This window comes from Bradyrhizobium sp. 45, assembly GCF_023073155.1.
Taxonomy (GTDB): Bacteria; Pseudomonadota; Alphaproteobacteria; order Rhizobiales; family Xanthobacteraceae; genus Bradyrhizobium; species Bradyrhizobium canariense_D.
In genome coordinates this window covers 38,891-60,242 of sequence record NZ_JADPIX010000028.1, presented here as the reverse complement: position 1 = coordinate 60,242, position 21,352 = coordinate 38,891, and the positions used below count along the sequence as shown (strand labels likewise).

19 protein-coding genes are annotated in these 21,352 nt (G+C 64.8%); 14 read left to right on the top strand and 5 right to left on the bottom strand.

All coding sequences use genetic code 11. The annotated features are described in order from the left end of the window. Positions 1-192 precede the first annotated feature (192 nt). Genes dusB through ntrC form a run of 3 tightly spaced genes read left to right on the top strand, consistent with a single transcriptional unit; the run spans position 193 to position 3,818 of the window. Positions 193-1,194: a tRNA dihydrouridine synthase DusB gene (gene dusB / locus IVB42_RS04490; protein WP_247296839.1), complete on the top strand. Its 1,002-nt coding sequence runs from the start codon at positions 193-195 to the stop codon at positions 1,192-1,194. Then, the gene (locus IVB42_RS04485) at positions 1,191-2,366 is read left to right on the top strand and encodes a nitrogen regulation protein NR(II) (protein WP_026233448.1); all 1,176 of its coding nucleotides are present in this window, start codon (positions 1,191-1,193) and stop codon (positions 2,364-2,366) included. The genes dusB and IVB42_RS04485 overlap by 4 nt, the downstream gene beginning before the upstream one ends. A 9-nt stretch (positions 2,367-2,375) precedes the next feature. After that, positions 2,376-3,818: a nitrogen regulation protein NR(I) gene (gene ntrC, locus IVB42_RS04480; protein ID WP_007610301.1), complete on the top strand. Its 1,443-nt coding sequence runs from the start codon at positions 2,376-2,378 to the stop codon at positions 3,816-3,818. Between the two features lie 166 nt (positions 3,819-3,984). On the opposite strand, the gene IVB42_RS04475 is transcribed toward ntrC, so the two are convergent. Further along, a complete protein-coding gene (locus tag IVB42_RS04475) occupies positions 3,985-4,131 on the bottom strand; it encodes a hypothetical protein (RefSeq protein WP_018457826.1) in 147 nt (48 codons plus the stop codon). A 174-nt stretch (positions 4,132-4,305) separates the two neighbouring features. Between IVB42_RS04475 and IVB42_RS04470 the strand changes: the two genes are divergently transcribed. The 4 genes from IVB42_RS04470 to hflX all read left to right on the top strand — a co-directional run bounded on the left by IVB42_RS04470 (position 4,306) and on the right by hflX (position 9,963). Further along, positions 4,306-6,699: a PAS domain-containing sensor histidine kinase gene (locus IVB42_RS04470; protein ID WP_247296762.1), complete on the top strand. Its 2,394-nt coding sequence runs from the start codon at positions 4,306-4,308 to the stop codon at positions 6,697-6,699. A gap of 15 nt (positions 6,700-6,714) precedes the next feature. Beyond that, complete coding sequence (locus IVB42_RS04465) at positions 6,715-8,085, top strand: sigma-54 dependent transcriptional regulator (protein WP_007591127.1); 1,371 nt, start codon at positions 6,715-6,717, stop codon at positions 8,083-8,085. Between the two features lie 235 nt (positions 8,086-8,320). Beyond that, positions 8,321-8,569 (top strand): RNA chaperone Hfq, encoded by a 249-nt coding sequence (hfq, locus tag IVB42_RS04460; RefSeq protein ID WP_007591126.1) that lies wholly within the window; start codon positions 8,321-8,323, stop codon positions 8,567-8,569. 11 nt (positions 8,570-8,580) lie between these two features. Continuing rightward, entirely contained in the window at positions 8,581-9,963 is a 1,383-nt protein-coding gene (gene hflX, locus IVB42_RS04455; RefSeq protein ID WP_247395649.1) for a GTPase HflX, read from the top strand. Positions 9,964-9,983: 20 nt separating this feature from the next. Here hflX and mazG read toward each other — a convergent pair whose 3' ends face one another. Further along, positions 9,984-10,838 carry a nucleoside triphosphate pyrophosphohydrolase gene (mazG, locus tag IVB42_RS04450; RefSeq protein ID WP_247390634.1) on the bottom strand — a complete coding sequence of 285 codons (855 nt, stop codon included), beginning with the start codon at positions 10,836-10,838 and terminating at the stop codon, positions 9,984-9,986. A 139-nt stretch (positions 10,839-10,977) separates the two neighbouring features. On the opposite strand from mazG, the gene queC reads away from it, so the two are divergent. Next, entirely contained in the window at positions 10,978-11,691 is a 714-nt protein-coding gene (gene queC, locus IVB42_RS04445) for a 7-cyano-7-deazaguanine synthase QueC (protein WP_247371137.1), read from the top strand. A 143-nt stretch (positions 11,692-11,834) separates the two neighbouring features. Here queC and IVB42_RS04440 read toward each other — a convergent pair whose 3' ends face one another. The 3 genes from IVB42_RS04440 to nthA are packed head-to-tail and all read right to left on the bottom strand — an operon-like array spanning position 11,835 to position 13,494. Beyond that, the gene (locus IVB42_RS04440; protein ID WP_247371140.1) at positions 11,835-12,215 is read right to left on the bottom strand and encodes a nitrile hydratase accessory protein; all 381 of its coding nucleotides are present in this window, start codon (positions 12,213-12,215) and stop codon (positions 11,835-11,837) included. After that, positions 12,215-12,874: a nitrile hydratase subunit beta gene (gene nthB / locus IVB42_RS04435; RefSeq protein WP_247395637.1), complete on the bottom strand. Its 660-nt coding sequence runs from the start codon at positions 12,872-12,874 to the stop codon at positions 12,215-12,217. The genes IVB42_RS04440 and nthB overlap by 1 nt, the downstream gene beginning before the upstream one ends. Beyond that, positions 12,871-13,494, bottom strand: a complete 624-nt coding sequence (gene nthA, locus IVB42_RS04430; RefSeq protein WP_247395634.1) for a nitrile hydratase subunit alpha — start codon at positions 13,492-13,494, stop codon at positions 12,871-12,873. Before nthA ends, nthB begins: the two co-directional genes overlap by 4 nt. A 62-nt stretch (positions 13,495-13,556) precedes the next feature. Between nthA and IVB42_RS04425 the strand changes: the two genes are divergently transcribed. The 6 genes from IVB42_RS04425 to IVB42_RS04400 all read left to right on the top strand — a co-directional run bounded on the left by IVB42_RS04425 (position 13,557) and on the right by IVB42_RS04400 (position 21,301). Then, positions 13,557-14,315, top strand: coding sequence for a hypothetical protein (locus IVB42_RS04425; RefSeq protein WP_247371149.1), 759 nt, complete (start codon positions 13,557-13,559; stop codon positions 14,313-14,315). A 33-nt stretch (positions 14,316-14,348) separates the two neighbouring features. Then, positions 14,349-15,155 carry an enoyl-CoA hydratase/isomerase family protein gene (locus tag IVB42_RS04420; RefSeq protein ID WP_018457836.1) on the top strand — a complete coding sequence of 269 codons (807 nt, stop codon included), beginning with the start codon at positions 14,349-14,351 and terminating at the stop codon, positions 15,153-15,155. A gap of 117 nt (positions 15,156-15,272) precedes the next feature. Next, positions 15,273-16,745, top strand: coding sequence for a DASS family sodium-coupled anion symporter (locus IVB42_RS04415; RefSeq protein WP_247371152.1), 1,473 nt, complete (start codon positions 15,273-15,275; stop codon positions 16,743-16,745). Between the two features lie 227 nt (positions 16,746-16,972). Further along, positions 16,973-18,139 carry a methionine ABC transporter ATP-binding protein gene (locus IVB42_RS04410; RefSeq protein WP_198957646.1) on the top strand — a complete coding sequence of 389 codons (1,167 nt, stop codon included), beginning with the start codon at positions 16,973-16,975 and terminating at the stop codon, positions 18,137-18,139. Continuing rightward, complete coding sequence (locus IVB42_RS04405) at positions 18,129-18,794, top strand: methionine ABC transporter permease (protein ID WP_247371155.1); 666 nt, start codon at positions 18,129-18,131, stop codon at positions 18,792-18,794. The genes IVB42_RS04410 and IVB42_RS04405 overlap by 11 nt, the downstream gene beginning before the upstream one ends. Positions 18,795-19,312: 518 nt before the next feature. Then, a complete protein-coding gene (locus tag IVB42_RS04400) occupies positions 19,313-21,301 on the top strand; it encodes a TonB-dependent siderophore receptor (protein ID WP_247395706.1) in 1,989 nt (662 codons plus the stop codon). The last annotated feature ends 51 nt before the right edge of the window (positions 21,302-21,352 follow it).

The window sequence follows — 21,352 nt, the reverse complement described above, 5'->3', positions numbered from 1 at the left end:
GGTTTCCCCGGATTGTGGGAAACAGCATTTTGCTGCACTGCACTTGAAAGATTTGCAGAACTGTCTAAACTGTAGGCATGACGCTTGACTGCACAAGAATTGTGCGCAAGATAGGTCATGGCAGGCGCGATGAGGCGCTGCCAACGCAACGAGACCCCTGTGACCGGCTCGGTAGTATCAGGCTCTAAGCCATTGAAGATAGGCGATATTGATGTCGCCACCCCGGTCTTCCTGGCACCGATGTCGGGGGTGACTGACTCGCCCGTCCGCCGGCTTGCCGCGGAGTTGGGGGCCGGTCTGGTGGTGTCCGAAATGACGGCCAGCGACGAACTCGCCAATGGCCATCATATGTCCCGGTTGCGCTGCGAAGCCACGGGGATCGGTCCCCACGTGGTCCAGCTCGCCGGTTGCGAGACGCATTGGATGGCGGAGGGCGCCCGGATCGCTGAAGCCGAAGGCGCCGATATCATCGACATCAACATGGGCTGTCCGGCCCGTCACGTCACCGGCGGCCAGTCCGGTTCCGCCTTGATGCGCGACCTCGACCACGCCGTTAGCCTGATCGAAGCGACGATCGCGGCGGTGAAGGTACCGGTGACGCTGAAGATGCGGCTCGGCTGGGACGACCGCACCCGCAACGCGCCGGAACTGGCGCGGCGCGCACAGGCATCAGGCATCAAGCTCGTCACCGTGCACGGCCGCACCCGCTGCCAGTTCTACAGGGGCGAGGCCGATTGGGATGCGATCCGCGCCGTACGCGAGGCCATCTCCATTCCGCTCGTCGTCAATGGCGACATCACCACTTACGAGAAGGCCCTCGCGGCGTTAAAGGCCTCCGGCGCCGATGCCGTGATGATCGGCCGCGGCGCGCAGGGCCAGCCCTGGCTGCCCGGCCAGATCGGCCGCCGCCTCAAGGGTGGGGCGGTGGAAGCCACGCCGCCGCTCGAGACGCAGCTGCATTATGTGCGCACGCTTTATGAAGGCGTCTGCGCGCTCTACGGCCTGCGCATCGGCCTGCGGCATGCGCGAAAACATCTGGGCTGGGCGCTCGACGTCGCGGCCGATGTGAGTCGTGCGCCGGCCGAGAAGCTGAAATCCTGGCGCCAGAAAATCCTCACCTCGGAGGATCCGCACCTCGTTCACCGGTCACTGCAAGATGCCTTCGACGACTTCGCATGGAGCGCCGCTGCATGAGCTCAGTTGCTGAACATCGTCGGCCGTTTCCGTCCGACAGCGATGCCATCCTGGACGCACTTCCCAATCCCGTGCTGATGATCGGGCCGGACGGCAAAATCGTCGCCGCCAACATCGCAACCGAAGCCTTCTTCGATATCTCGACGCAGTTCTTGAAGCGGCAGTCGCTGAAAGAGCTGGTGCCGTTTGGCAGCCCCTTGCTGGCGCTGATCGACCAGGTGCGTTCGTCGAACGCACCTGTCAACGAGTACAAGGTCGATCTGGGCACGCCGCGCATGGGCGGGGACCGCCAGGTCGATCTGCACGTTGCCCCCGTCACGGAGCGGCCCGGCCATATCGTGGTGATGCTTCAGGAACGCTCCATCGCCGACAAGATGGACCGCCAGCTCACCCATCGCAGCGCCGCGCGCTCGGTGATCGCGCTCGCCGCGATGCTGGCGCACGAGATCAAGAACCCGCTCTCGGGCATCCGCGGCGCCGCGCAGCTCCTGGAGCAGCAGGCCTCCTCGGAAGACCGCATGCTGACGCGGCTGATCTGCGACGAGGCCGACCGCATCGTGACGCTGGTCGACCGCATGGAGGTGTTCGGCGACGAGCGCCCCGTGGTGCGCGGCCCCGTCAACATTCATTCGGTGCTCGATCACGTCAAACGGCTGGCGCAGTCCGGCTTTGCCCGCAACATCCGCTTCGTCGAGGATTACGATCCCTCGCTGCCCCCGGTGCTGGCGAACCAGGACCAGCTCATCCAGGTGTTTCTCAACCTGGTGAAGAACGCCGCCGAAGCGCTGATCGACGTTCCCGACGGCGAAATCCAGCTCACCACCGCGTTCCGCCCCGGCGTCCGCCTGTCAGTCCCGGGTCAAAAATCCCGTGTATCCCTGCCGCTCGAATTCTGCGTGAAGGACAACGGACCAGGCGTGCCGGACGATCTTCTGCCAAACCTGTTCGATCCCTTCGTCACCACCAAACAGACCGGCTCGGGTCTGGGCCTCGCGCTGGTCGCAAAGATCATCGGGGATCACGGGGGCATCATCGAATGCGAATCTCAGCCGCGCAAGACAACCTTCCGCGTGCTGATGCCGATGTATTCCACATCGGTGAAACATGCCGATCAAAGCAGTCACGACGGCTCTGCCGGGAAGTCGTCGTCTGCGTCACAGGGGGCGAAATGAGGATTAACGATGCCCGCAGGTAGCATTCTCGTTGCTGATGACGACACCGCCATCCGCACGGTTCTCAATCAGGCACTATCGCGCGCCGGCTACGAAGTGCGGCTGACCGGCAATGCCGCGACGCTGTGGCGCTGGGTCAGCCAGGGGGAGGGCGATCTCGTCATCACCGACGTGGTGATGCCCGACGAGAACGCGTTCGACCTGTTGCCGCGGATCAAGAAGATGCGGCCGAATTTGCCTGTTATCGTCATGAGTGCGCAAAACACCTTCATGACGGCTATCCGGGCCTCCGAGCGCGGCGCCTATGAATATCTGCCGAAGCCCTTCGATCTGAAGGAGCTGATCGCCATCGTCGGCCGCGCGCTGGCCGAGCCGAAGGAGCGGGTCTCGACGCCGAACGAGGACGCCGAGATGGAGGCGATCCCGCTGGTCGGCCGCTCGCCGGCGATGCAGGAAATCTATCGCGTGCTGGCGCGCCTGATGCAGACCGACCTCACCGTGATGATCACAGGCGAGTCCGGTACCGGCAAGGAGCTGGTGGCGCGCGCGTTGCACGACTACGGCAAGCGCCGCAATGGACCGTTCGTCGCGGTCAATATGGCGGCGATCCCGCGCGACCTGATCGAGTCGGAACTGTTCGGCCATGAGCGCGGCGCCTTCACCGGCGCCAACACCCGCGCCTCCGGCCGGTTCGAGCAGGCCGAGGGCGGCACGCTGTTCCTGGACGAGATCGGCGACATGCCGATGGAGGCGCAGACCCGTCTGCTGCGCGTGCTTCAGCAGGGCGAATACACCACGGTCGGCGGTCGCACCCCGATCAAGACCGACGTGCGCATCGTCGCGGCCTCCAACAAGGATCTGCGCGTCCTGATCCAGCAAGGCCTGTTCCGCGAAGATCTGTTCTTCCGCCTCAACGTCGTCCCGCTACGGCTGCCGCCGTTGCGCGAGCGCATCGAGGATCTGCCCGATCTCATCCGTCATTTCTTCGCGCTGGCGGAGAAGGACGGCCTGCCGCCGAAGAAGCTCGACACGCTGGCGCTGGAGCGGATGAAGCAGCACCGCTGGCCGGGCAATGTGCGCGAGCTCGAGAACCTCGCCCGTCGCCTCGCCGCGCTCTATCCGCAGGACGTGATCACGGGGTCCGTCATCGACGGCGAGCTGGCGCCACCCACGGTCAGCCCGGGTGCCGCAGTCCAGCATGGCGTCGACAATCTCGGCGGCGCCGTGGAGGCGTATCTCTCTTCGCACTTCCAGGGCTTCCCGAACGGCGTGCCGCCGCCGGGCCTCTATCACCGCATCCTGAAGGAGATCGAGGTGCCACTGCTCACGGCCGCGCTCGCGGCCACCCGCGGCAACCAGATCCGCGCCGCCGATCTGCTCGGCCTCAACCGCAACACGCTGCGGAAGAAGATCCGGGATCTCGATATCCAGGTGTATCGGAGCGGCGGCTAGCCCCCCGCAACGGCCGGTGGCTCAGCTCCCCCTACCAAGCGGAGCTGAGCCTGTCCGATCGCGTTGGCCGTCGTGGCTGACGCGGTGAGCAGAAGTCCCGATCGGACTGAAATGTTCCGCAGGAACATTCAAAAGGTCATTTCAGCCGCGGGACGCGGCCTCACACCTATCTGACAAACCGGCCTGAGACCTGTATTGCGCTGGCGACGTTCGCATTGGGCTCCTGCACCCCGAGACCATTGACCAGCAGGTCCGCCGCCACGATCAGCAGCAGCACGGCCGATACCATCATTGCGAGAAAGAACCTGTGCATGCTGGTCAAGCCGCCGGGGCTGGAATCCGTTCCCGCCCTCCGGCATGTCGCTGTGGATGCGCGGGTCGGTCGCGGCGGTGACGCCGCGGAATTGTCGCAATTCGGCAACAATGTGGTACGAATACATCAGTAGCCGCCCGCCGCGGCCCCCCGTTTTCAGCACCCATTGCCGGAATGACCAGCGCAGACACCTCGGCCGCATCCCTTGACACGGCCCCAGCAGAAGAGCCCCGGCGTTGGTCGGCGCGACGCTGGCTGGCGCCGTTCGCCGTGGCGCTGGCGCTGCTGTCGGCCTTGCTCACCTTCCTGGTCCTGACCGGCCTCACCAGCATCGAACTGACGCCGCAAGTTGTCCGTTCGTTCTATCTGAGCAACGCAGCCACCATCCTGCTGCTGGTCGGCATCATCATCCGCGAGCTCTGGCAGCTGATCCTGGCGCGACGGCGGGGCAGGGCGGCGGCGCGCCTCCATGTCCAGATCGTCAGCCTGTTCTCGATCGTGGCGGTGCTGCCGGCGGTGCTGGTCGCCGTCGTCGCCAACGTCACCATCGAGCGCGGCCTCGACCGCCTGTTCTCCGGCCCGACCAAGGAGGTGATCCAGAATTCACTGACGATCGCGCGGGCTTACATGCAGGACCATGCGCAGCTGATCCGGGGCGACATTCTCGGCATGGCCAACGACATCGCCCACGCGCGGCCGCTCTACGACCAGGATCGCCGCTCGTTTCGCGAATTGCTGACGTCCAGCGCCGCCTCGCGCAATTTGCCGGGCGCGATGATCATCGACAAGAACACCAACATTCTCGAATCCGCCGACACCGGCATGCGGCTGGCCTATTCGCCGCCGGCACCGGACTTCCTCAGCAACGTCAACGAATCCGAACCCGAGATCGCGGTGCTGCCCGATGCGAGCTTCGTCGCCGCGGTGGTCCGCTTGCGCGCCTTCAGTGACACATTCCTCTACGTCGCACGGCCGCTCGATCCGAATGTCGTCAACCAGCTCAAGCAGACCGAGGTCAGCGTCGCCGAATACGCCCAGATCGAGTCGCGCCGGCTCGGCATCCAGGTCGCGTTCGCGCTGATGTTCGCTGTGATCGCGCTGACCATCCTGATGGCCTCGGTGCTGATCGGCCTCAACTTCGCCAACTCGCTGGTCTCGCCGATCCGGCGGCTGATGAACGCGGCCCAGACGGTCTCGACGGGCGATCTCCATGTGAAAGTGCCGGTGCACCAGTCGGAAGGCGACCTCGCCCAGCTGGGTGAGACCTTCAACAAGATGACGGAGGAGTTGCGTAGCCAGCGCGACGAGCTCGTCAACGCCAGCGAGCTCATCGACAGCCGCCGCCGCTTCATCGAGGCGGTGCTGTCGTCCGCCAGCGCCGGCATCATCGGCGTGGATACCTCAGGCAGCGTCGGCATTCTCAACCGTTCCGCCGAAAAGCTGATCGGTCACTCCGAAGCCGAGACGCTCGGCCATCCGCTCTCCGACGTGCTGCCCGAGCTCGAAGAGATGATGAAGACGGCGCGGGAAGGGACCCAGCGCCTGGTGCAGGGGCAGATCACGATCACGCGCGACGGGCAGGAACGCAATCTGTCGGTCCGCGTCAGCGCCGAGAAGACCAGCCAGCCGCACGACAGCTACATCATCACGCTCGACGACATCACCGAACTGGTCTCGGCGCAACGCACCTCGGCCTGGGGCGACGTCGCGCGCCGCATCGCGCATGAGATCAAGAATCCGCTGACCCCGATCCAGCTCTCCGCCGAACGCATTCGCCGCAAATTCGGCAAGGACATCACGGAGGGCAAGGACAAGCAGATCTTCGAACAGTGCACCGACACCATCGTGCGTCAGGTCGACGACATCCGCCGCATGGTCGACGAGTTCTCGCGCTTTGCGCGGATGCCTAAGCCGGTCATGGAGGGTGAGGACGTCGCCGACACAGTGCGGCAGGCGGTGTTCCTGATGAAGGTCGCCCACCCCGAGATCGATATCGAGGCCGAGTTCAAGGAAGACCCGCTGCGCGCGCAGTTCGACCGGCGGCTGATCTCGCAGGCCGTCACCAACATCGTCAAGAACGCCACCGAGGCAATCGAGCAGGTCCCCCTGGAGGAGCTCGGCAAGGGCCGGATCGACGTCGTGGTCTCGCGCGAGGGCGAGGACGTGCTGATCGACGTCGTCGACAACGGCATCGGTCTGCCCAAGGTGGCGCGCTCGCGCCTGCTCGAGCCCTATGTGACGACACGCGCCAAAGGCACCGGCCTTGGGCTCGCGATCGTCGGTCGCGTGCTGGAAGACCATGGCGGGCGCATCGAGCTGAAGGATGCTTCGGACTTCCGCGAGGGCCAGCGCGGCGCCTGGATGCGGATGCGTTTTGCGATCGCCGGCGCTCCCGCGAAAAGCGAGGGGGCCGAACCGGCAGCCGCGGCAACGACCAAGCCGGAAAGCGGCGAAACGGCCACGCAATCCCTCAAGGATCCGGAAACAAAAGAGGCGGCCGTCGAAACCAAAAAGCCGGCTGAAAAGACCAATGATTCAACGAAGATCAAAGCCTCAACAGGCAGCTGAGAAAACAGGCGATCCATGGCAAGTGAAATTCTGATTGTCGATGATGAGGCCGATATTCGGGATCTCGTTGCGGGCATCCTCGAAGACGAGGGTTTCGTGACCCGGACCGCGCGCGACAGCGATACGGCGCTCGCCGAGATCGCCAACCGCAGGCCGCATCTGGTGTTCCTCGACATCTGGCTGCAGGGCTCCAAGCTCGACGGCTTGCAGCTCTTGGAGCAGGTCAAGAAGGACAACCCCGATCTGCCGGTCGTGATGATCTCCGGCCACGGCAACATCGAGACTGCGGTCGCCGCGATCAAGCGTGGCGCCTACGACTTCATCGAGAAGCCGTTCAAGACCGACCGGCTGATCCTGGTCGCCAACCGTGCACTGGAGAACTCGCGGCTCAAGCGCGAGGTCAAGGAGCTGAAGCAGCTCGCGCCGAGCGCAAGCTCGCTGGTCGGCCGCTCGCCCAGCATGAACCAGCTGCGCCAGACCATCGAGCGTGCGGCCAAGGCCAACAGCCGCATCCTGATCGTCGGCCCCGCGGGCGCCGGCAAGGAACTGACCGCCCGCACGTTGCACACGGCCTCGGGCCGCGCCGACGGCCCCTTCGTCGTCATCAACGCCGCTGCGATCACGCCCGAGCGGATGGAGCACGAGCTGTTCGGCATCGAGCAGTCCAACGGCGAGCACGCGCGCAAGCCCGGCGCACTCGAAGAGGCTCATGGCGGCACGCTGTTCATCGACGAGATCGCGGACATGCCGCGCGAGACCCAGAACAAGATCTTGCGCGTGCTGGTCGAGCAGTCGTTCCAGCGCGTCGGCGGCAACGGCAAGGTGCAGGTCGACGTCCGCATCATCTCCTCCACCGCGCGCAACCTCGAAGAGGAAATCGCGGCCGGTCATTTCCGCGAGGACCTCTATCACCGGCTCTCGGTGGTGCCGATCCGCGTGCCCGCATTGTCGGAGCGGCGTGAAGACATTCCGGAATTGATCGACTATTTCATGGAGCAGATCTCCGCGGGCAGCGGCCTGCCCAAGCGGCAGATCGGCCAGGACGCGATGGCGGTACTGCAGTCGCATGTCTGGCCGGGCAATGTGCGCCAGCTCCGCAACAACGTTGAGAGAGTCATGATTCTCGCCGCTGGCGGGCCGGAAGTCATCATCACTGCCGACATGCTGCCGCAGGATGTCGGCTCCATGGTGCCCGCGATGCCGACCAGCAACAATGGCGAGCACATCATGGGCCTGCCGCTGCGCGAAGCGCGCGAAGTGTTCGAGCGCGACTATTTGATTGCACAGATCAGCCGTTTTTCAGGAAATATTTCTCGCACGGCCGAGTTTGTTGGCATGGAACGCTCGGCGCTGCACCGGAAGTTGAAGGCGCTCGGCGTCGGCTAACGCTGCGACGTCGTTGGAATAGGCGAGGAAAATCATCGATTTCCGTAGTTTTTCGGGGCAATACGGCATGGGCTGCCGCGTGAAGCGGCTTGCCTAATAAGCCTACCTGTCCTCTAATTGAACCGCTGTCCCCCCGAGGGGGATCTCATGAGGGACGGCAACCGGACGAGGACCCCGAGTTTCAAAAGAGGGCCGCAACCGGCGCAATAAAAAGAAACTCAAAGCGAGAAAAAAAATGGCGGCAGACCGCGCACAAAACCTGCAGGACACCTTCCTTAATCACGTTCGCAAAACCAAAACGCCACTGACGATCTTTCTGGTCAACGGAGTGAAGCTCCAGGGCATCGTGACCTGGTTCGACAATTTCTGTTTGCTGCTTCGGCGCGACGGTCACTCGCAGCTCGTCTACAAGCATGCGATCTCGACCATCATGCCGGGCGCTCCGATCCAGCTGTTCGAAGGCGGCGAGGATCAGCCGGCTTGAGAGTGATCTGATTGGAACCCCGGAATTTCGACGGGGATGCCGACCGTCCGCGGTCGGCAGGGGGTACGCAGACGGGGCGGGTGCTTGTCATCGGTCCCTATTTGCGGGTGCGCGCAGGCAGTGCCGACGCGCAATCGGAAGCTCATGTCGTGCGTGACGCGGAAGCCCGGCTCGACGAAGCCGCCGGCCTCGCGCGCGCGATCGATCTCGTCGTTGCCGACGCCATCATCGCGCCGATCAGCCAGATCCGCCCTGCGACCTATATCGGCAAGGGTAAGGTCGAGGAGATCGCCGCGCTCGCCAAGAGCCTCGACGTCGAACTCGTGGTGATGGATTGCGCGCTTGCGCCGATCCAGCAGCGCAACCTCGAGAAGGAGTTGCAGGCAAAGGTGCTCGACCGCACCGGTCTCATCCTGGAAATCTTCGGCCGCCGCGCCAAGACCAAGGAAGGCTCGCTCCAGGTCGAGCTCGCGCATCTCAACTATCAACGTTCGCGCCTGGTGCGCTCATGGACCCATCTCGAGCGCCAGCGCGGCGGCTTTGGATTCATGGGCGGTCCCGGCGAGACGCAGATCGAAGCCGACCGCCGCCTGATCCAGGAGCGCATCTCCAAGCTCGAGGGCGAACTGAAGAAGGTGCAGGCCACACGCCGCCTGCATCGCGCAGGCCGCCAGCGCGTGCCGTACCGCGTCGTGGCGCTGGTCGGCTACACCAATGCCGGCAAGTCGACGCTGTTCAACCGCCTGACCCGCGCCGACGTGCAGGCCGCCGACATGCTGTTCGCCACGCTGGATCCGACCCTCCGCGCGCTCACCCTGCCGCATGGCGGCAAGGCGATGCTGTCGGACACCGTCGGTTTCATCTCCAATCTGCCGACGCAGCTCGTCGCCGCCTTCCGCGCCACGCTGGAGGAGGTGCTGGAGGCCGACGTCATCCTGCATGTGCGCGACATCTCGCACGACGACGCCGAGGCGCAGCAGAGCGACGTCGACGCCGTGCTGCGCCAGCTCGGCATCAACCCCGATGATTCAGGCCGCATCATCGAGGTCTGGAACAAGATCGACCGCTATGGTCCCGAACAGCGCGAAGAGCTTTTGAACATCGCCGCGCGCAGGCCGGAGGATCATCCGGCGATGCTGGTGTCGGCCGTGTCGGGCGAGGGGGTCGACGCGCTGCTCGCCGCGATCGAGGAGCGCTTGGCCGCCAAACGCATCACGCTCGACCTCTCCATCGATGCCTCCGACGGCGCCGGCATCAGCTGGCTGCATCGGAATTCCGAAGTGCTGGCGAAAGAGCTGCACGACGGCCGCTTCGACATGACGGTGCGGGTGGACGAGACCAAGCGGGACATCGTGGTGAACCGGTTCGATGCCGTGCCGCGACTGTCCGCGTAGTTAGTGTCGTCCCGGCCGAGTTAGCGGCCGGCTTGCTTGCGCTCCTCTGGTGACGACTGCTTCGCACTCTTCGCCTCATTCCACAACGCGTCCATCTCCGCCAGCGACGCCTGCTCGAGGGTCCGCCCCTGCGCCTCCAGCGCCCGTTCGATATAGGCAAACCGCCGCTCGAACTTCGTGTTGGTCGCCCGCAGCGCGGCTTCCGGATCGGCATCGACATGGCGGGCGAGGTTGACCACCGCGAACATCAGGTCGCCGGTCTCTTCCGCCAACCCCTCGCTGTCGTTGCGATCGAGTGCGGCCTCGATCTCGTCGGCTTCTTCGCGGATTTTTGCCAGCACCGCGCGCGGATCGTTCCAGTCGAAGCCGACAGTGGAGGCCTTGCGCTGCAGCTCCATGGCGCGCGTCAGGGCGGGCTGGCCGGCCTTCACGCCTGACAGCAGCGATTTGTGGGACGGCGCTTCCTGGGGTGGCCGGCGCGCGGCGCGCTCGGCTTTCTCTTCGGCCTTGATGCGGTCCCAGACTTCCTTGACGTGGGAGGAGGCGAGATCGCCGTCCTTGTCGGCGAAGACGTGCGGATGGCGGCGGATCATCTTGCGGGTGATGGCCTCGACGACATCGCCGAAGGCAAAGGCGTTCTGCTCCTCGGCCATCTGAGCATGGAACACCACCTGCAGCAGGAGGTCGCCGAGCTCCTCGCAGAGGTCGTCGAGATCGCCGCGGCTGATGGCGTCGACCACCTCATAGGCTTCCTCGATCGTATAGGGCGCGATGGTCGCAAAATTCTGCTCGAGGTCCCAGGGGCAGCCGGTCACCGGCGTGCGCAGCGCCGCCATAATTTCGATCAGGCGGGAAATGTCGCGGGAAGGGGTCATTGCGGGGCAGTCTCCTGGCTCCCATGCCTTATGCCAAAAGCGAGCCCCCGTTCCCAGCGCAGCGCGGCGGAACAGGGTGATTTCCACCGGTTGGCGGGCCAGATTGGCGAGCCGCGTGCGCAGTGCTAAAGCGCGGGCCATGACTGACGCATCTTCATCCGAAACCGCGCTGGTGCTGTTCTCCGGCGGCCAGGATTCCACCACCTGCCTCGCCTGGGCGCTGAATCGCTTTGCGCGCGTGGAGACGCTGGGCTTCGATTACGGCCAGCGCCACGCCATCGAGCTGGCCTGCCGCGACCGGCTGTTCGACGGCATCAAGGGCCTGCGCACGGACTGGGCTTCCAGGCTCGGGGAGAGCCACACGCTGTCGATCCCGACGCTGGCGGCCGTGTCCGAGACGGCGCTGACGCGCGACGTCGCGATTGCGATGGGCGCCGACGGCCTGCCGAACACGTTCGTGCCCGGCCGCAATCTGGTGTTCTTGACTTTTGCCGCGGCGCTGGCCTACCGGCGCGGCATCAGTCACATCGTCGGCGGCATGTGCGAGACCGACTATTCCGGTTATCCCGATTGCCGCGACGACACCATCCGCGCGATGCAGGCCGCGCTGTCGCTCGGCATGGCCCGCAAGTTCGAGCTGCACACCCCGCTGATGTGGATCGACAAGGCCGCGACGTGGAAGCTCGCCCAGGACCTCGGCGGCGACGGGCTGGTCGACCTCATCCGCGAGCAGTCGCACACCTGCTACCTCGGCGAACGCGGCGCGCAGCATGATTGGGGATACGGCTGCGGAGAATGCCCGGCGTGCAGCCTGCGGGCGAAGGGGTGGCGGGAGTACGTGGCGGGACGGTGATACCATAGACTCGGTATCATCACCCGCGAAAGCGGGTGATCCAGTACTCCGAGAAGGTAGCGATAATCGACAGGCCGCGGCGTACTGGATTCCCCGCCTTCGCGGGTTGGGGTTAGAGTGTACCCCAGCAACGCGCAAAGCGACTACGGCGCAAAATCCTCCGCCTTCAGCTCAATCGGCTTGCCGTGCGGGGTGCGATCCGCGGCGTGGTCCCAGGCGTCGCGGTAGCGATGCAGCGTCTCCGCAGACGCAACGCCCTTGCGCGCGACCAGGCCCTCCAGCGTGGCGAGCCAATGGAGATAGTAGGTCTCGCCCGTATCGGGATCGCCGGCCGCCTGCGCCCGCTTGATCTCGGAGGCCAAGGCTGCCGCCCATTCGGGCCAGGTGAACACGCCGCGCTCGTGCAGCGTCAGCGCCATCGCGAAGGCGTGCGCCTCCCAGGGCGCGCGGAACACCGGGCCGTCATCATCATGAGGAATGCTCGGGATGGCTGCCGTCGCGGCAGCAGCAGCCGTGCTGCTCATCACGCCGGGTCCAGATACGGCTCGAACGCATCGATCGAGACTTTCGAGGTCGGATCGCCGTCCGCGCCCCAGAGATCGCGGCCCTCGAACACGACGGTGTAGAGCCATTGCGGATTCTCGCCGAGCTCCATCGCCGCCGAGTCCGGAAACACGTGGCAGCCATGGTTCAGCTCGACGATTCCGACATGACCGCGCACGTAGCGTGGCAGGCGGGTGTGGGTCGCGGGATGAATGTTCTTCGCGCGGACCTTGTCACCGATCTTGAATTTCGCCGGCGCCGGGGCAGGGCGGGCGAACTTGCCGCGCACTATGATGCGCTCGACCTGGCCGAGATCGAACTTGCCGTGCTTGAGCGCCTTGGCCGGGTGCATAGCGTGGCCGGCGGCGACTTCCTCCCGGGTGAGATAGCCTTTCTCGATCAGCATCTCCTCGAGCCCGAGAAACCATTTCTTGTAATAGGAGCTCGAGAGATAAACGTGCGGCGGAATCGTCTCGCGATAGAAGCGCGAGGTGTCGATGTTGAAGGCGCCGGCCGCGCCCATCGCGCGCACCATGGCGAGAACACGCGATTCCCATTCCTCGTGGAACACCGGCTCGTTCAGCTCCGGCTCGACCTTGCCGAAGCCGTCCACGCCGCCCATGTCGTGCACGCCGTTCATGACGGCGCCCCCGGCGCCTTGGGAAAGCCGGTACCGATCATGGAATCGCGCGTGACCAGCTCGGCGAGCTGCTCCTCGCTCCAGCCTTCCGTCCCCGCGGGGCGCATCGGCAGCACCAGAAAGCGCGTTTCGGCGGTCGAATCCCATACCCGGATTTCAACGTCCTTGGCGACTTGCACGCCGAAATCGGCGAGCACGCCGCGCGGGTCCTTCACCGCGCGGGAGCGATAGGGCGCGGCCTTGTACCAGACCGGCGGCAGCCCCAGCATTTCCCAGGGGTAGCAGGAGCACAGCGTGCACACGACCATGTTGTGACGCTGCGGCGTGTTCTCGACCACGACGAGGTGGTCGCCGACGCGGCTGACATGGCCGAGCGTGCCGATCGCCTTCGAGCCGTCCTCCAGCAGTGCCGCCTTGAACTCCGGATCGCTCCAGGCCTTGGCGACGACGCGCGCGCCGTTATGGGGGCCGATCCGGGTCTCATAGGCCTGGATGATGGCATCGAGCGCGGCCGGCTCGACATAGCCCTTTTCGGTCAGGATCGTCTCGAGCGCGCGCACGCGCAGCTCGGTCTCCGACAGCTCGGAATGGTCGTGATCGTGGTGATGATGGTCGCTCATGGGGCGAAGATAGTCCCAGAATCCGGGCGTTGTCGAGGCGAAGACTCTGCTAACGTCGCACCATGGGCTGGGCTGCAAGAACCGGAATAACCGTCGCAATCGCGGCTCTTGGCGCATTCGCGGCGCAGGATGCGCGCGCCGCGAATGGCGCCTATGCGGTCGATGCCGCCGACATTTCCGATGTCGGCTCCTGCAAGGTGGAAAGTTGGCTGTCGGCGGCTTCCAACACGGATTTTTCGGCGGTCGCCAATCCCTCCTGTGTCGTCGATCCCTTCAGGCCGATCGAGCTGAGCCTGCAGACCATCCGGGCCCGGAGCGACGGCGACTGGAGCACGACAATCGCGCCAAAAGCCAAGACGAATTTCGTCCCGACCGGAATCGGCCGGTGGGGATTGTCGGCCTATGGCGGAGGATCGTTCGACGCGGCGACCGGCGAGGCGCTAGCCGCCTTTGCCGTCATCCCCGCGACCTTCCGCCTGTCGGAGACCATGCGCATCAACGTCAACGGCGGCTGGCTCTGGGATCGGACGGTGGATCGCCATTACCTGACCTACGGCATCGGCTTCGATTGGAAATTCACCGACACGCTGCAATGGACGATCGAGGCGTACGGGCAGGCCGGCGCCGCCGAGGTCGCAAGCATCGTGCAGCCGCGTTTCCAGACCGGTGTCCGCTACCGACCGAACGAGATATTCTCCGTCGATCTGATCTACGGCCGCAACATCACCGGCGAAAATGCCAACTGGATCACCATCGGGACCACGATCCGGTTTCCGGTCCATGGAAGCGAACCCGAACATCGGCGCACCGGGCATCTGTGAGCGCCAGGAAGACCAAGACCAGGGGAGTTTGCGTTGCCTGACTATGTCAAGATCGAGAAGGGCCTCGGGCCGGAGGGACGGATTGCGGTGGTGCGGTTCGACCGCGGCGACGGCATCAATGCGCTATCGCCAGAGGCTTTACGCCAGCTCACCGCGGCCGCGCGCAGTTTTGAGGATGACGCCGCAACCTCTGCCGTGGTGCTGACAGGCAGCGCGGCTGCGTTCAGCGCCGGCTTCGACCTCAAGGATGCCGAAGGCCGCGCGCGCAAGGACATGGACCTCGGCACGCTGCGGCGGCATCTCAAGCTCGGACCGCGCCTGACCCACGCCTGGCAGGAGATGGAGCAGATCACGATCGCCGCCATCGAGGGGTTTTGCGTCGGCGGCGGCGTGGCGCTGGCCGTCGCGCTCGACTTCCGCGTCATGGGACGCGATGCCCATCTGCGCGTGCCCGAGATCGGGCTCGGCATGAACATGAGCTGGCAGAGCATTCCGCGCATGCTGCATCTGATCGGCCCGGCGCGCACCAAGCAGGCGGTGATCCTGGCCGATCAGCGCATCAGCGCGGATGAAGCCTATGAGTGGGGCCTGGTCGAGCAGGTGGTCGATCCCGGCCATGCGTTCGATGCCGCGATGGAGCTTGCGCGCAAGGTGGCCGCGCAGCCGCCGCTCTCCGTTGCCATGACGAAACTCACGGTCAACCGGCTGGCGCATGCGCTGGATAATCTCGCCAGCCACATGGACGTCGACCAGTTCGCCCTGGCAAGCCTTAGCGAGGACCATAAGGAGGGCGTCGAGGCGTTCCTGACGCGACGCAAACCGAAGTTCAGAGGGCGGTAGAAGCCGGCCCGGCCATTGATTGCGCCGCGGACAATCCGTATACGCCGCGTTGGGACAAAAAAAATACGGCCGATCAACGGGCCGGCAGACGACAATGACGATCGAGGGGGAGGGCCCATGACCACTGGCACGCAGGCACCCGAGGCGAAAGGGTTTCGCTGGAAGCTGATCGCGCCGCTCGCGGTATGGCTGCTGATCTATCTGTGGCCGGTGCCCGCAGGGCTCAACGCCAATCAGTGGCACTATTTTGCGATCTTCGCGGCTGTCATCACCGGGCTCATCCTGGAATCGATGCCGGTGGGCGCGGTCGGCCTGATCGGGCTGACGGTTGCCGGCGTCGGCGGTTATATCGATCCCGATCCGACCAAGTCGCTGCGCTGGATGCTGGCGGGCTTTGCCGAGAGCACGGTGTGGCTGATCGTCGGCGCCTTCGTGTTCTCGATCGGGTATCGCAAGAGCCACCTGGGCCGGCGTATTGCGCTCGTGCTGGTGCAAAAGCTCGGCACCAACACGCTCGGTCTCGGCTATGCGGTGGCGATGTCGGACTTCTTGCTGGCGCCGGCGACACCGTCCAACACCGCGCGCAGCGGCGGCATCGTCTATCCCATCATCAGCAACATCCCGCGCATCTACGGCTCCGAGCCCGGACCGACCGCCGGGAAGATCGGCACCTACGTGATGTGGACCGCGTTCGCGTCAACCGCCGTCACCAGCTCATTGTTCTTCACCGCGCTGGCGCCCAATGCGGCGGCGCTGGCCATCGCCAAGAAGACCGTCGGAATCGACGTCAGCTGGGCGCAGTGGTTCATCGGCTTTGCGCCGCTCGGCCTGCTCCTGATGATGCTGGTCCCGCTGCTCAGCTACGCGGTCTGCCGCCCCGAGGTGAAGAGCAGCCCGGAAATTTCCGAATGGGCATCGAAGGAGCTCGCGGAGATGGGCCCGATGTCGCGCAATGAATGGATCATGCTGGCGCTGATCTTGCTCGCGATGTTCCTGTGGATCGCGGGCTCGAGCCCGGACATCCGCGTGCCGCTTCTGGGCTCGAATTTCGTCAACGCCACCACCGTCGTGTTCATCGTGATCTCGCTGATGCTGGTGACGGGCGTGATCGAGTTTGCCGACATCGTCGCCGAGAAGGGCGCCTGGGAGGTGTTCTTCTATTTCACCTCGCTGCTGACGCTGGCCTCGGGCCTCAACGAGATCGGCTTCATCAAATGGTTCGCGACCGAATACGCAAAGCCGCTCGCCGGGCTGTCGCCGTCGACCGCAATGCTCCTGCTGGTCGCGCTGTTCTTCTGGATCCACTATTTCTTCTCGAGCATCACCTCGCATGCCGCCGCCGTGCTGCCCGTGGTCCTCGCGGTCGGATCCGGCATCCCCGACCTACCAGTCACGACGCTCGCCATGCTCTGCATGTATTCGCTCGGCCTGATGGGGGTGATCTCGCCTTACGCGACCGGGCCGGCGCCGATGTATTTCGGGAGCGGCTATATCGGCAAGGGTCAGTTCTGGGGTTTTGGGCTGATCTTTGGGATGCTCTATTTCGCGGGGCTCCTGCTGATCGTATGGCCCTGGTTGCAGGTCCACTGAGTCGGGCGGGAGGGCAATACGGCGGCAGATGAATTTTCTTCAGCGGGAAGACATTTGGAAAACTTCGTCCAACTCCCCGCAAATATCTGACATTGCCAGAGCGACCCGAAAGAGCGATTGTGCGTGCTGCGGTGCAGCGCGCTCCAGCCGAGTCCTCATCGCGGTTTCACTCTCCGTCGCTTGATGCGACCGTTCCCGGATGCCCAGGGGCAAGGGAACTATTGTGCATGAAGGCCGCCTCCATGAACGTCCACCCGTCGCTCGCGATCGGACAGCCGATCGAAAAGTTTGACGCGATCTCAGCTCACGCGATCTCACCTGCCGCGACTGCGTCCGACGCGATGGTCCGCTTCGAAGGCATCTCGAAAACCTATCCGGCCTATCGCGGCAAGCCCGGCGTCAATGCCCTGCAAAACATCGACTTCGCCATCCCGCGCGGTTCGATCACCGGAATCATCGGCCGCTCCGGCGCCGGCAAATCGAGCCTGGTCCGGCTCATCAACGGCCTGGAGAGGCCGACCACGGGCCGCGTCGTCGTCGATAACAGAGATATCTCGGCGCTCTCGGGCCGCGACTTGCGGCTGGCGCAGCGCTCGATCGGCATGATCTTCCAGCACTTCAATCTGCTGTCCTCCCGCACCGCTGCCGCCAACATCGCGCTGCCGCTGGAGATCGCCGGCTGGGCCAAGGCCGATATCCGCGCGCGCGTGGCCGAGCTGCTTGCGCTGGTGGGCATCGCAGACAAGCACGATCGCTACCCGTCAGAACTCTCCGGCGGCCAGAAGCAGCGCGTCGGCATTGCCCGTGCGCTCGCGACGCGGCCGAGCGTGCTGCTGTCGGATGAGGCGACCTCGGCGCTCGATCCGCAGACCACGCGGGCGATCCTCGATCTGCTCGCGAACATCAACCGCGAGCTGGGCGTGACCATCGTACTGATCACCCATGAGATGTCCGTGGTGCGCCAACTTGCGGGGGATGTCGTGGTGCTCGATGCCGGCCGCGTCGTCGAGAGCGGCCATGTCGCCGACATCTTCACCTACCCCAAGCATCCGATCACGCAATCCTTCCTGGCCGAAGTAATCGGAGACAGCCTGCCGGTGTCGCTGGCGAGCCGGATCGTTTCGGAGCAGCCTCCGGCCGGACAGGCCGTGATCCGCGTCCAGGTGCGCGGGGCAGGGGCCGGCGACACGATGGTGGCGCGGCTGGCGCGCGAGCTCGGCCTCGACGTGTCGCTGCTGTCGGCCCGCATCGACGAGATCGGCGGCCAGCATGTGGGCTCGCTGACGCTTGGTATCCCTCTCGGCATGTCCGGCGGCGAGGACGCGACGACGCGCACGCTGGCCTGGCTTTCACAATATCAATTCCCCGCGGAGCGTCTCGGCTATGTCGCCTGAACTCATCAACCTGATCGTCCAGGCGACCGGCGAGAGCCTGTACATGGTCGGGCTCGCCGCGCTGATCGGCACCGCCTTCGGCCTGCCGCTCGGCGTCTTTCTCGCGACCAGCCGGAAAGGCGAGCTGTTCGCGGCGCCCATCGTCAATCGCGTGCTCGGTGCCGTCGTCAACGCGACGCGATCCACGCCTTTCATCATCCTGGTCGTCGCCATTATCCCGTTCACGCGGTTGGTGGCCGGCACCTCGATCGGATCGACGGCCGCGATCGTGCCGTTGACGATCGCATCGGCGCCGTTCATCGCGCGCCTGGTCGAGGCCGCGATCCGCGAGGTCGATGGCGGCCTGATCGAGACGGCGTCCTCGTTCGGGGCCTCGCCGATGCAGATCGTGCTCAAGGTGCTGATCCCCGAAGCGCTGCCGGGTCTTCTGCTGGCGCTGACGCTCGCGGTTGTCAGCCTGCTCGGCTATTCCGCCATGGTCGGCGCCGTCGGAGGCGGAGGCCTGGGCGATCTCGGCATCCGCTACGGCTATCAGCGCTTCATGCCGGAGATGATGCTGGCCGTCGTCGTGGTGCTGATCGCGCTGGTGCAGCTCGTGCAGAGCGCCGGCGATTATCTCGCGCGCCGGGTTAATCGCCGGCTGCGACATCGCTGACGCCGTTTTAGACATTTCGAACAGGCAGGTTCTTGTCGGTCTGGAAGCATTCCAAACTTCGAGACACGACTGAGTGCATTCGTCGCACGCGTTGCGCACGCGTCTGGAGAAATTCTAACGCAGTTCCTATCGCACTCCGAAATCGCCTGCGTTAGGGCGAGGCATCAAAAACGATACCGGCGAAGCCGGCAGTGCGTGGGGCCTCGACAAACGTGACCGATTTCCAACTTGCTTCGCGTGCCGACACGCGTCGTCGACAGATACAGACTCTCTTCCTCGGAGCGGCCAGCACATTTGCTCTCGTCGTTCCCTTCGGTGCCGTGGAGGCGCAGACGCAGATCCCCGCCGTCACCGTCGAAGCCCCGGCTCAGCGCGCCCGGCCTGCAGCGGTCGCCTCAACGCGACAGTCAGCGGCGACACGCACCGCGCGCGCCAATCGTCGCTCTTCGTCGCAGCAAGCTGCGCCAACCCAGTCGGTATCCTCGAACGACGCCACCGGTGAACGCGCCAATGGTCCGGTGCGCGGTTTCGTTGCGACGCGCAGCGGCACCGCGACCAAGACGGATACGCCGATGATCGAAACCCCGCAGTCCGTCTCCGTCGTCACGACCGACCAGGTCAGGAACCAGGGCGCGGTCTCGATCGGCGAGGCGTTGCGCTACACCGCCGGCGTCAGCGGCGACGTCAACGGCGGCTCCGATACCCGCTTCGGCGCCCTCCAGATCCGCGGCTTCGACACCACCATGTCGGGCCTCTATGTCGACGGTTTGCGGATTCCCTCCAGCAATTACGTGCACTTCAACGGCCTCGATCCCTACGGCGCCGAGCGTCTCGAGGTTCTCAAGGGCCCATCCTCGGCGATGTATGGCGGCAGCGGCACCGGCGGCATCCTCAACTACGTGACCAAGCTGCCGACGGCCCAGCAGTTCGGCGAGGTCTCGATCTCGGGCGGCAGCTTCAACCGCTATCAGGGCCAGTTCGACATGGGCGGTCCCGCCAACAAGGACGGCACCGTGCTGTGGCGCCTGACCGGCGTGGTGCGCGACGGCGAAACCCAGGTCGACTTCACCAAGGACAACCGCGTCTTCGTCGCGCCCGCCGTCACGTTCAAGCCGAACGATGACACCACCATCACGATCCTCGCCAACTACCAGCGCGACCGGGCAGGGTGGGGCCTCCAGTTCTTGCCGGCCTCGGGCACGGTGTGGCCAAACAACGGCCGCATCATCCCGGTCTCGTTCTTCGCGGGCGTGCCGAGCTTCAACGCGTTCAACACCGAGATCGCGACCGCCGGCTACCAGCTCTCGCACAATTTCACCGACAACATCACATTCCGGCAGAATTTGCGCTACGCCTACCAGCACAACGAGGAGAAGGTGTTTTTCGGCGGAGCCTATACCGACGAGGCCGCGGGACAGCTCGCCCGTTTCGGCAGCTACAGCAACTCCTACATCGACTCCTTCGCCGTGGACAACCAGCTCCAGGGCAAATTCACCACCGGCTTCCTCAGCCACACCACGCTGGTCGGGATCGACTATCGCAACACCAGATTCCGCGACACCGCCTTTGGCGTCACGACGTCGGCACCCGAGATCAACGTCTTCAATCCGGTCTACAATTACGACTGGACCATGGGCGCCATGAGCGACGACACCGGGGTCAAGCAGTCGCAAGTCGGCCTCTACGCGCAGGACCAGATCAAGCTCGGCCGGCTCTCGTTCCAGCTCGGTGGCCGCCAGGATTTTGTAACGACGCAGGTCGACAGCGGCATCTTCAATACGTCGGTCGCGAAGGATGCGTCGGCCTTCACCGGCCGCGCCGCAATGATGTACAATTTCGACAACGGCATCGCGCCCTATTTCAGCTACTCGGAATCGTTCCTGCCGGTGCTCGCGACCGGCCCGAGCGGAAAGCTGCTCAATCCCGAGACCGGCGTGCAGTACGAGGTGGGCGTCAAGTACCAGCCGCTCGGATGGAACGCGCTGTTCACCTTCGCCGCCTTCGACCTGACGCGCGACAACGTCGTCACCTTTGCGCCTCCGCTCAACATTGCCGAGCAGACCGGTCAAGTGAAATCGCGCGGCCTCGAGCTCGAAGGCACGATGTCGCTCGCCGGCGGCTGGAACTTGCGCGCGGCCTATGCCTATGTCGACGCAACAGTCACGCAGGATCCGGTGAATGTCGGCAAGGCGCCGGTCACCGTGCCGCTCAACCGCGCCTCGCTGTGGAACGACTACACGCTTCAGACCGGGCCGCTCGCGGGCCTGCAGTTCGGCGGCGGCGTCCGCTATGTCGGCGCGACCTGGGGCGATGACGCCAATACATTCAAGGTCGGATCCGCGACCGTGCTGGACGCGCTGCTCGCCTACACCAGGGACAATTGGCGCCTGTCGCTGAACGTCACCAATCTCGCCGACACCCGCTATGTCGCCGCCTGCTACAGCCTGTCGGGCTGCTTCTACGCGGAGGGACGCAAGGCTATCGGCAAGCTGACGTATCGGTGGTGAGGTCTAGTACGGTCCGGCAATGGCGGCCGAGCCCGCTTGATGAGAGAAGAC

What these genes read in the sequence shown, in the direction of transcription:
- IVB42_RS04485 (WP_026233448.1), top strand. Translation starts at nt 1,191, where the DNA reads ATGAGCTCAGTTGCTGAACATCGTCGGCCGTTTCCGTCCGACAGCGAT.
- ntrC (WP_007610301.1), top strand. Translation starts at nt 2,376, where the DNA reads ATGCCCGCAGGTAGCATTCTCGTTGCTGATGACGACACCGCCATCCGC.
- IVB42_RS04475 (WP_018457826.1), bottom strand. Translation starts at nt 4,131, where the DNA reads ATGCACAGGTTCTTTCTCGCAATGATGGTATCGGCCGTGCTGCTGCTG.
- IVB42_RS04470 (WP_247296762.1), top strand. Translation starts at nt 4,306, where the DNA reads ATGACCAGCGCAGACACCTCGGCCGCATCCCTTGACACGGCCCCAGCA.
- IVB42_RS04465 (WP_007591127.1), top strand. Translation starts at nt 6,715, where the DNA reads ATGGCAAGTGAAATTCTGATTGTCGATGATGAGGCCGATATTCGGGAT.
- hfq (WP_007591126.1), top strand. Translation starts at nt 8,321, where the DNA reads ATGGCGGCAGACCGCGCACAAAACCTGCAGGACACCTTCCTTAATCAC.
- mazG (WP_247390634.1), bottom strand. Translation starts at nt 10,838, where the DNA reads ATGACCCCTTCCCGCGACATTTCCCGCCTGATCGAAATTATGGCGGCG.
- queC (WP_247371137.1), top strand. Translation starts at nt 10,978, where the DNA reads ATGACTGACGCATCTTCATCCGAAACCGCGCTGGTGCTGTTCTCCGGC.
- IVB42_RS04440 (WP_247371140.1), bottom strand. Translation starts at nt 12,215, where the DNA reads ATGAGCAGCACGGCTGCTGCTGCCGCGACGGCAGCCATCCCGAGCATT.
- nthB (WP_247395637.1), bottom strand. Translation starts at nt 12,874, where the DNA reads ATGAACGGCGTGCACGACATGGGCGGCGTGGACGGCTTCGGCAAGGTC.
- nthA (WP_247395634.1), bottom strand. Translation starts at nt 13,494, where the DNA reads ATGAGCGACCATCATCACCACGATCACGACCATTCCGAGCTGTCGGAG.
- IVB42_RS04425 (WP_247371149.1), top strand. Translation starts at nt 13,557, where the DNA reads ATGGGCTGGGCTGCAAGAACCGGAATAACCGTCGCAATCGCGGCTCTT.
- IVB42_RS04415 (WP_247371152.1), top strand. Translation starts at nt 15,273, where the DNA reads ATGACCACTGGCACGCAGGCACCCGAGGCGAAAGGGTTTCGCTGGAAG.
- IVB42_RS04410 (WP_198957646.1), top strand. Translation starts at nt 16,973, where the DNA reads ATGAAGGCCGCCTCCATGAACGTCCACCCGTCGCTCGCGATCGGACAG.
- IVB42_RS04405 (WP_247371155.1), top strand. Translation starts at nt 18,129, where the DNA reads ATGTCGCCTGAACTCATCAACCTGATCGTCCAGGCGACCGGCGAGAGC.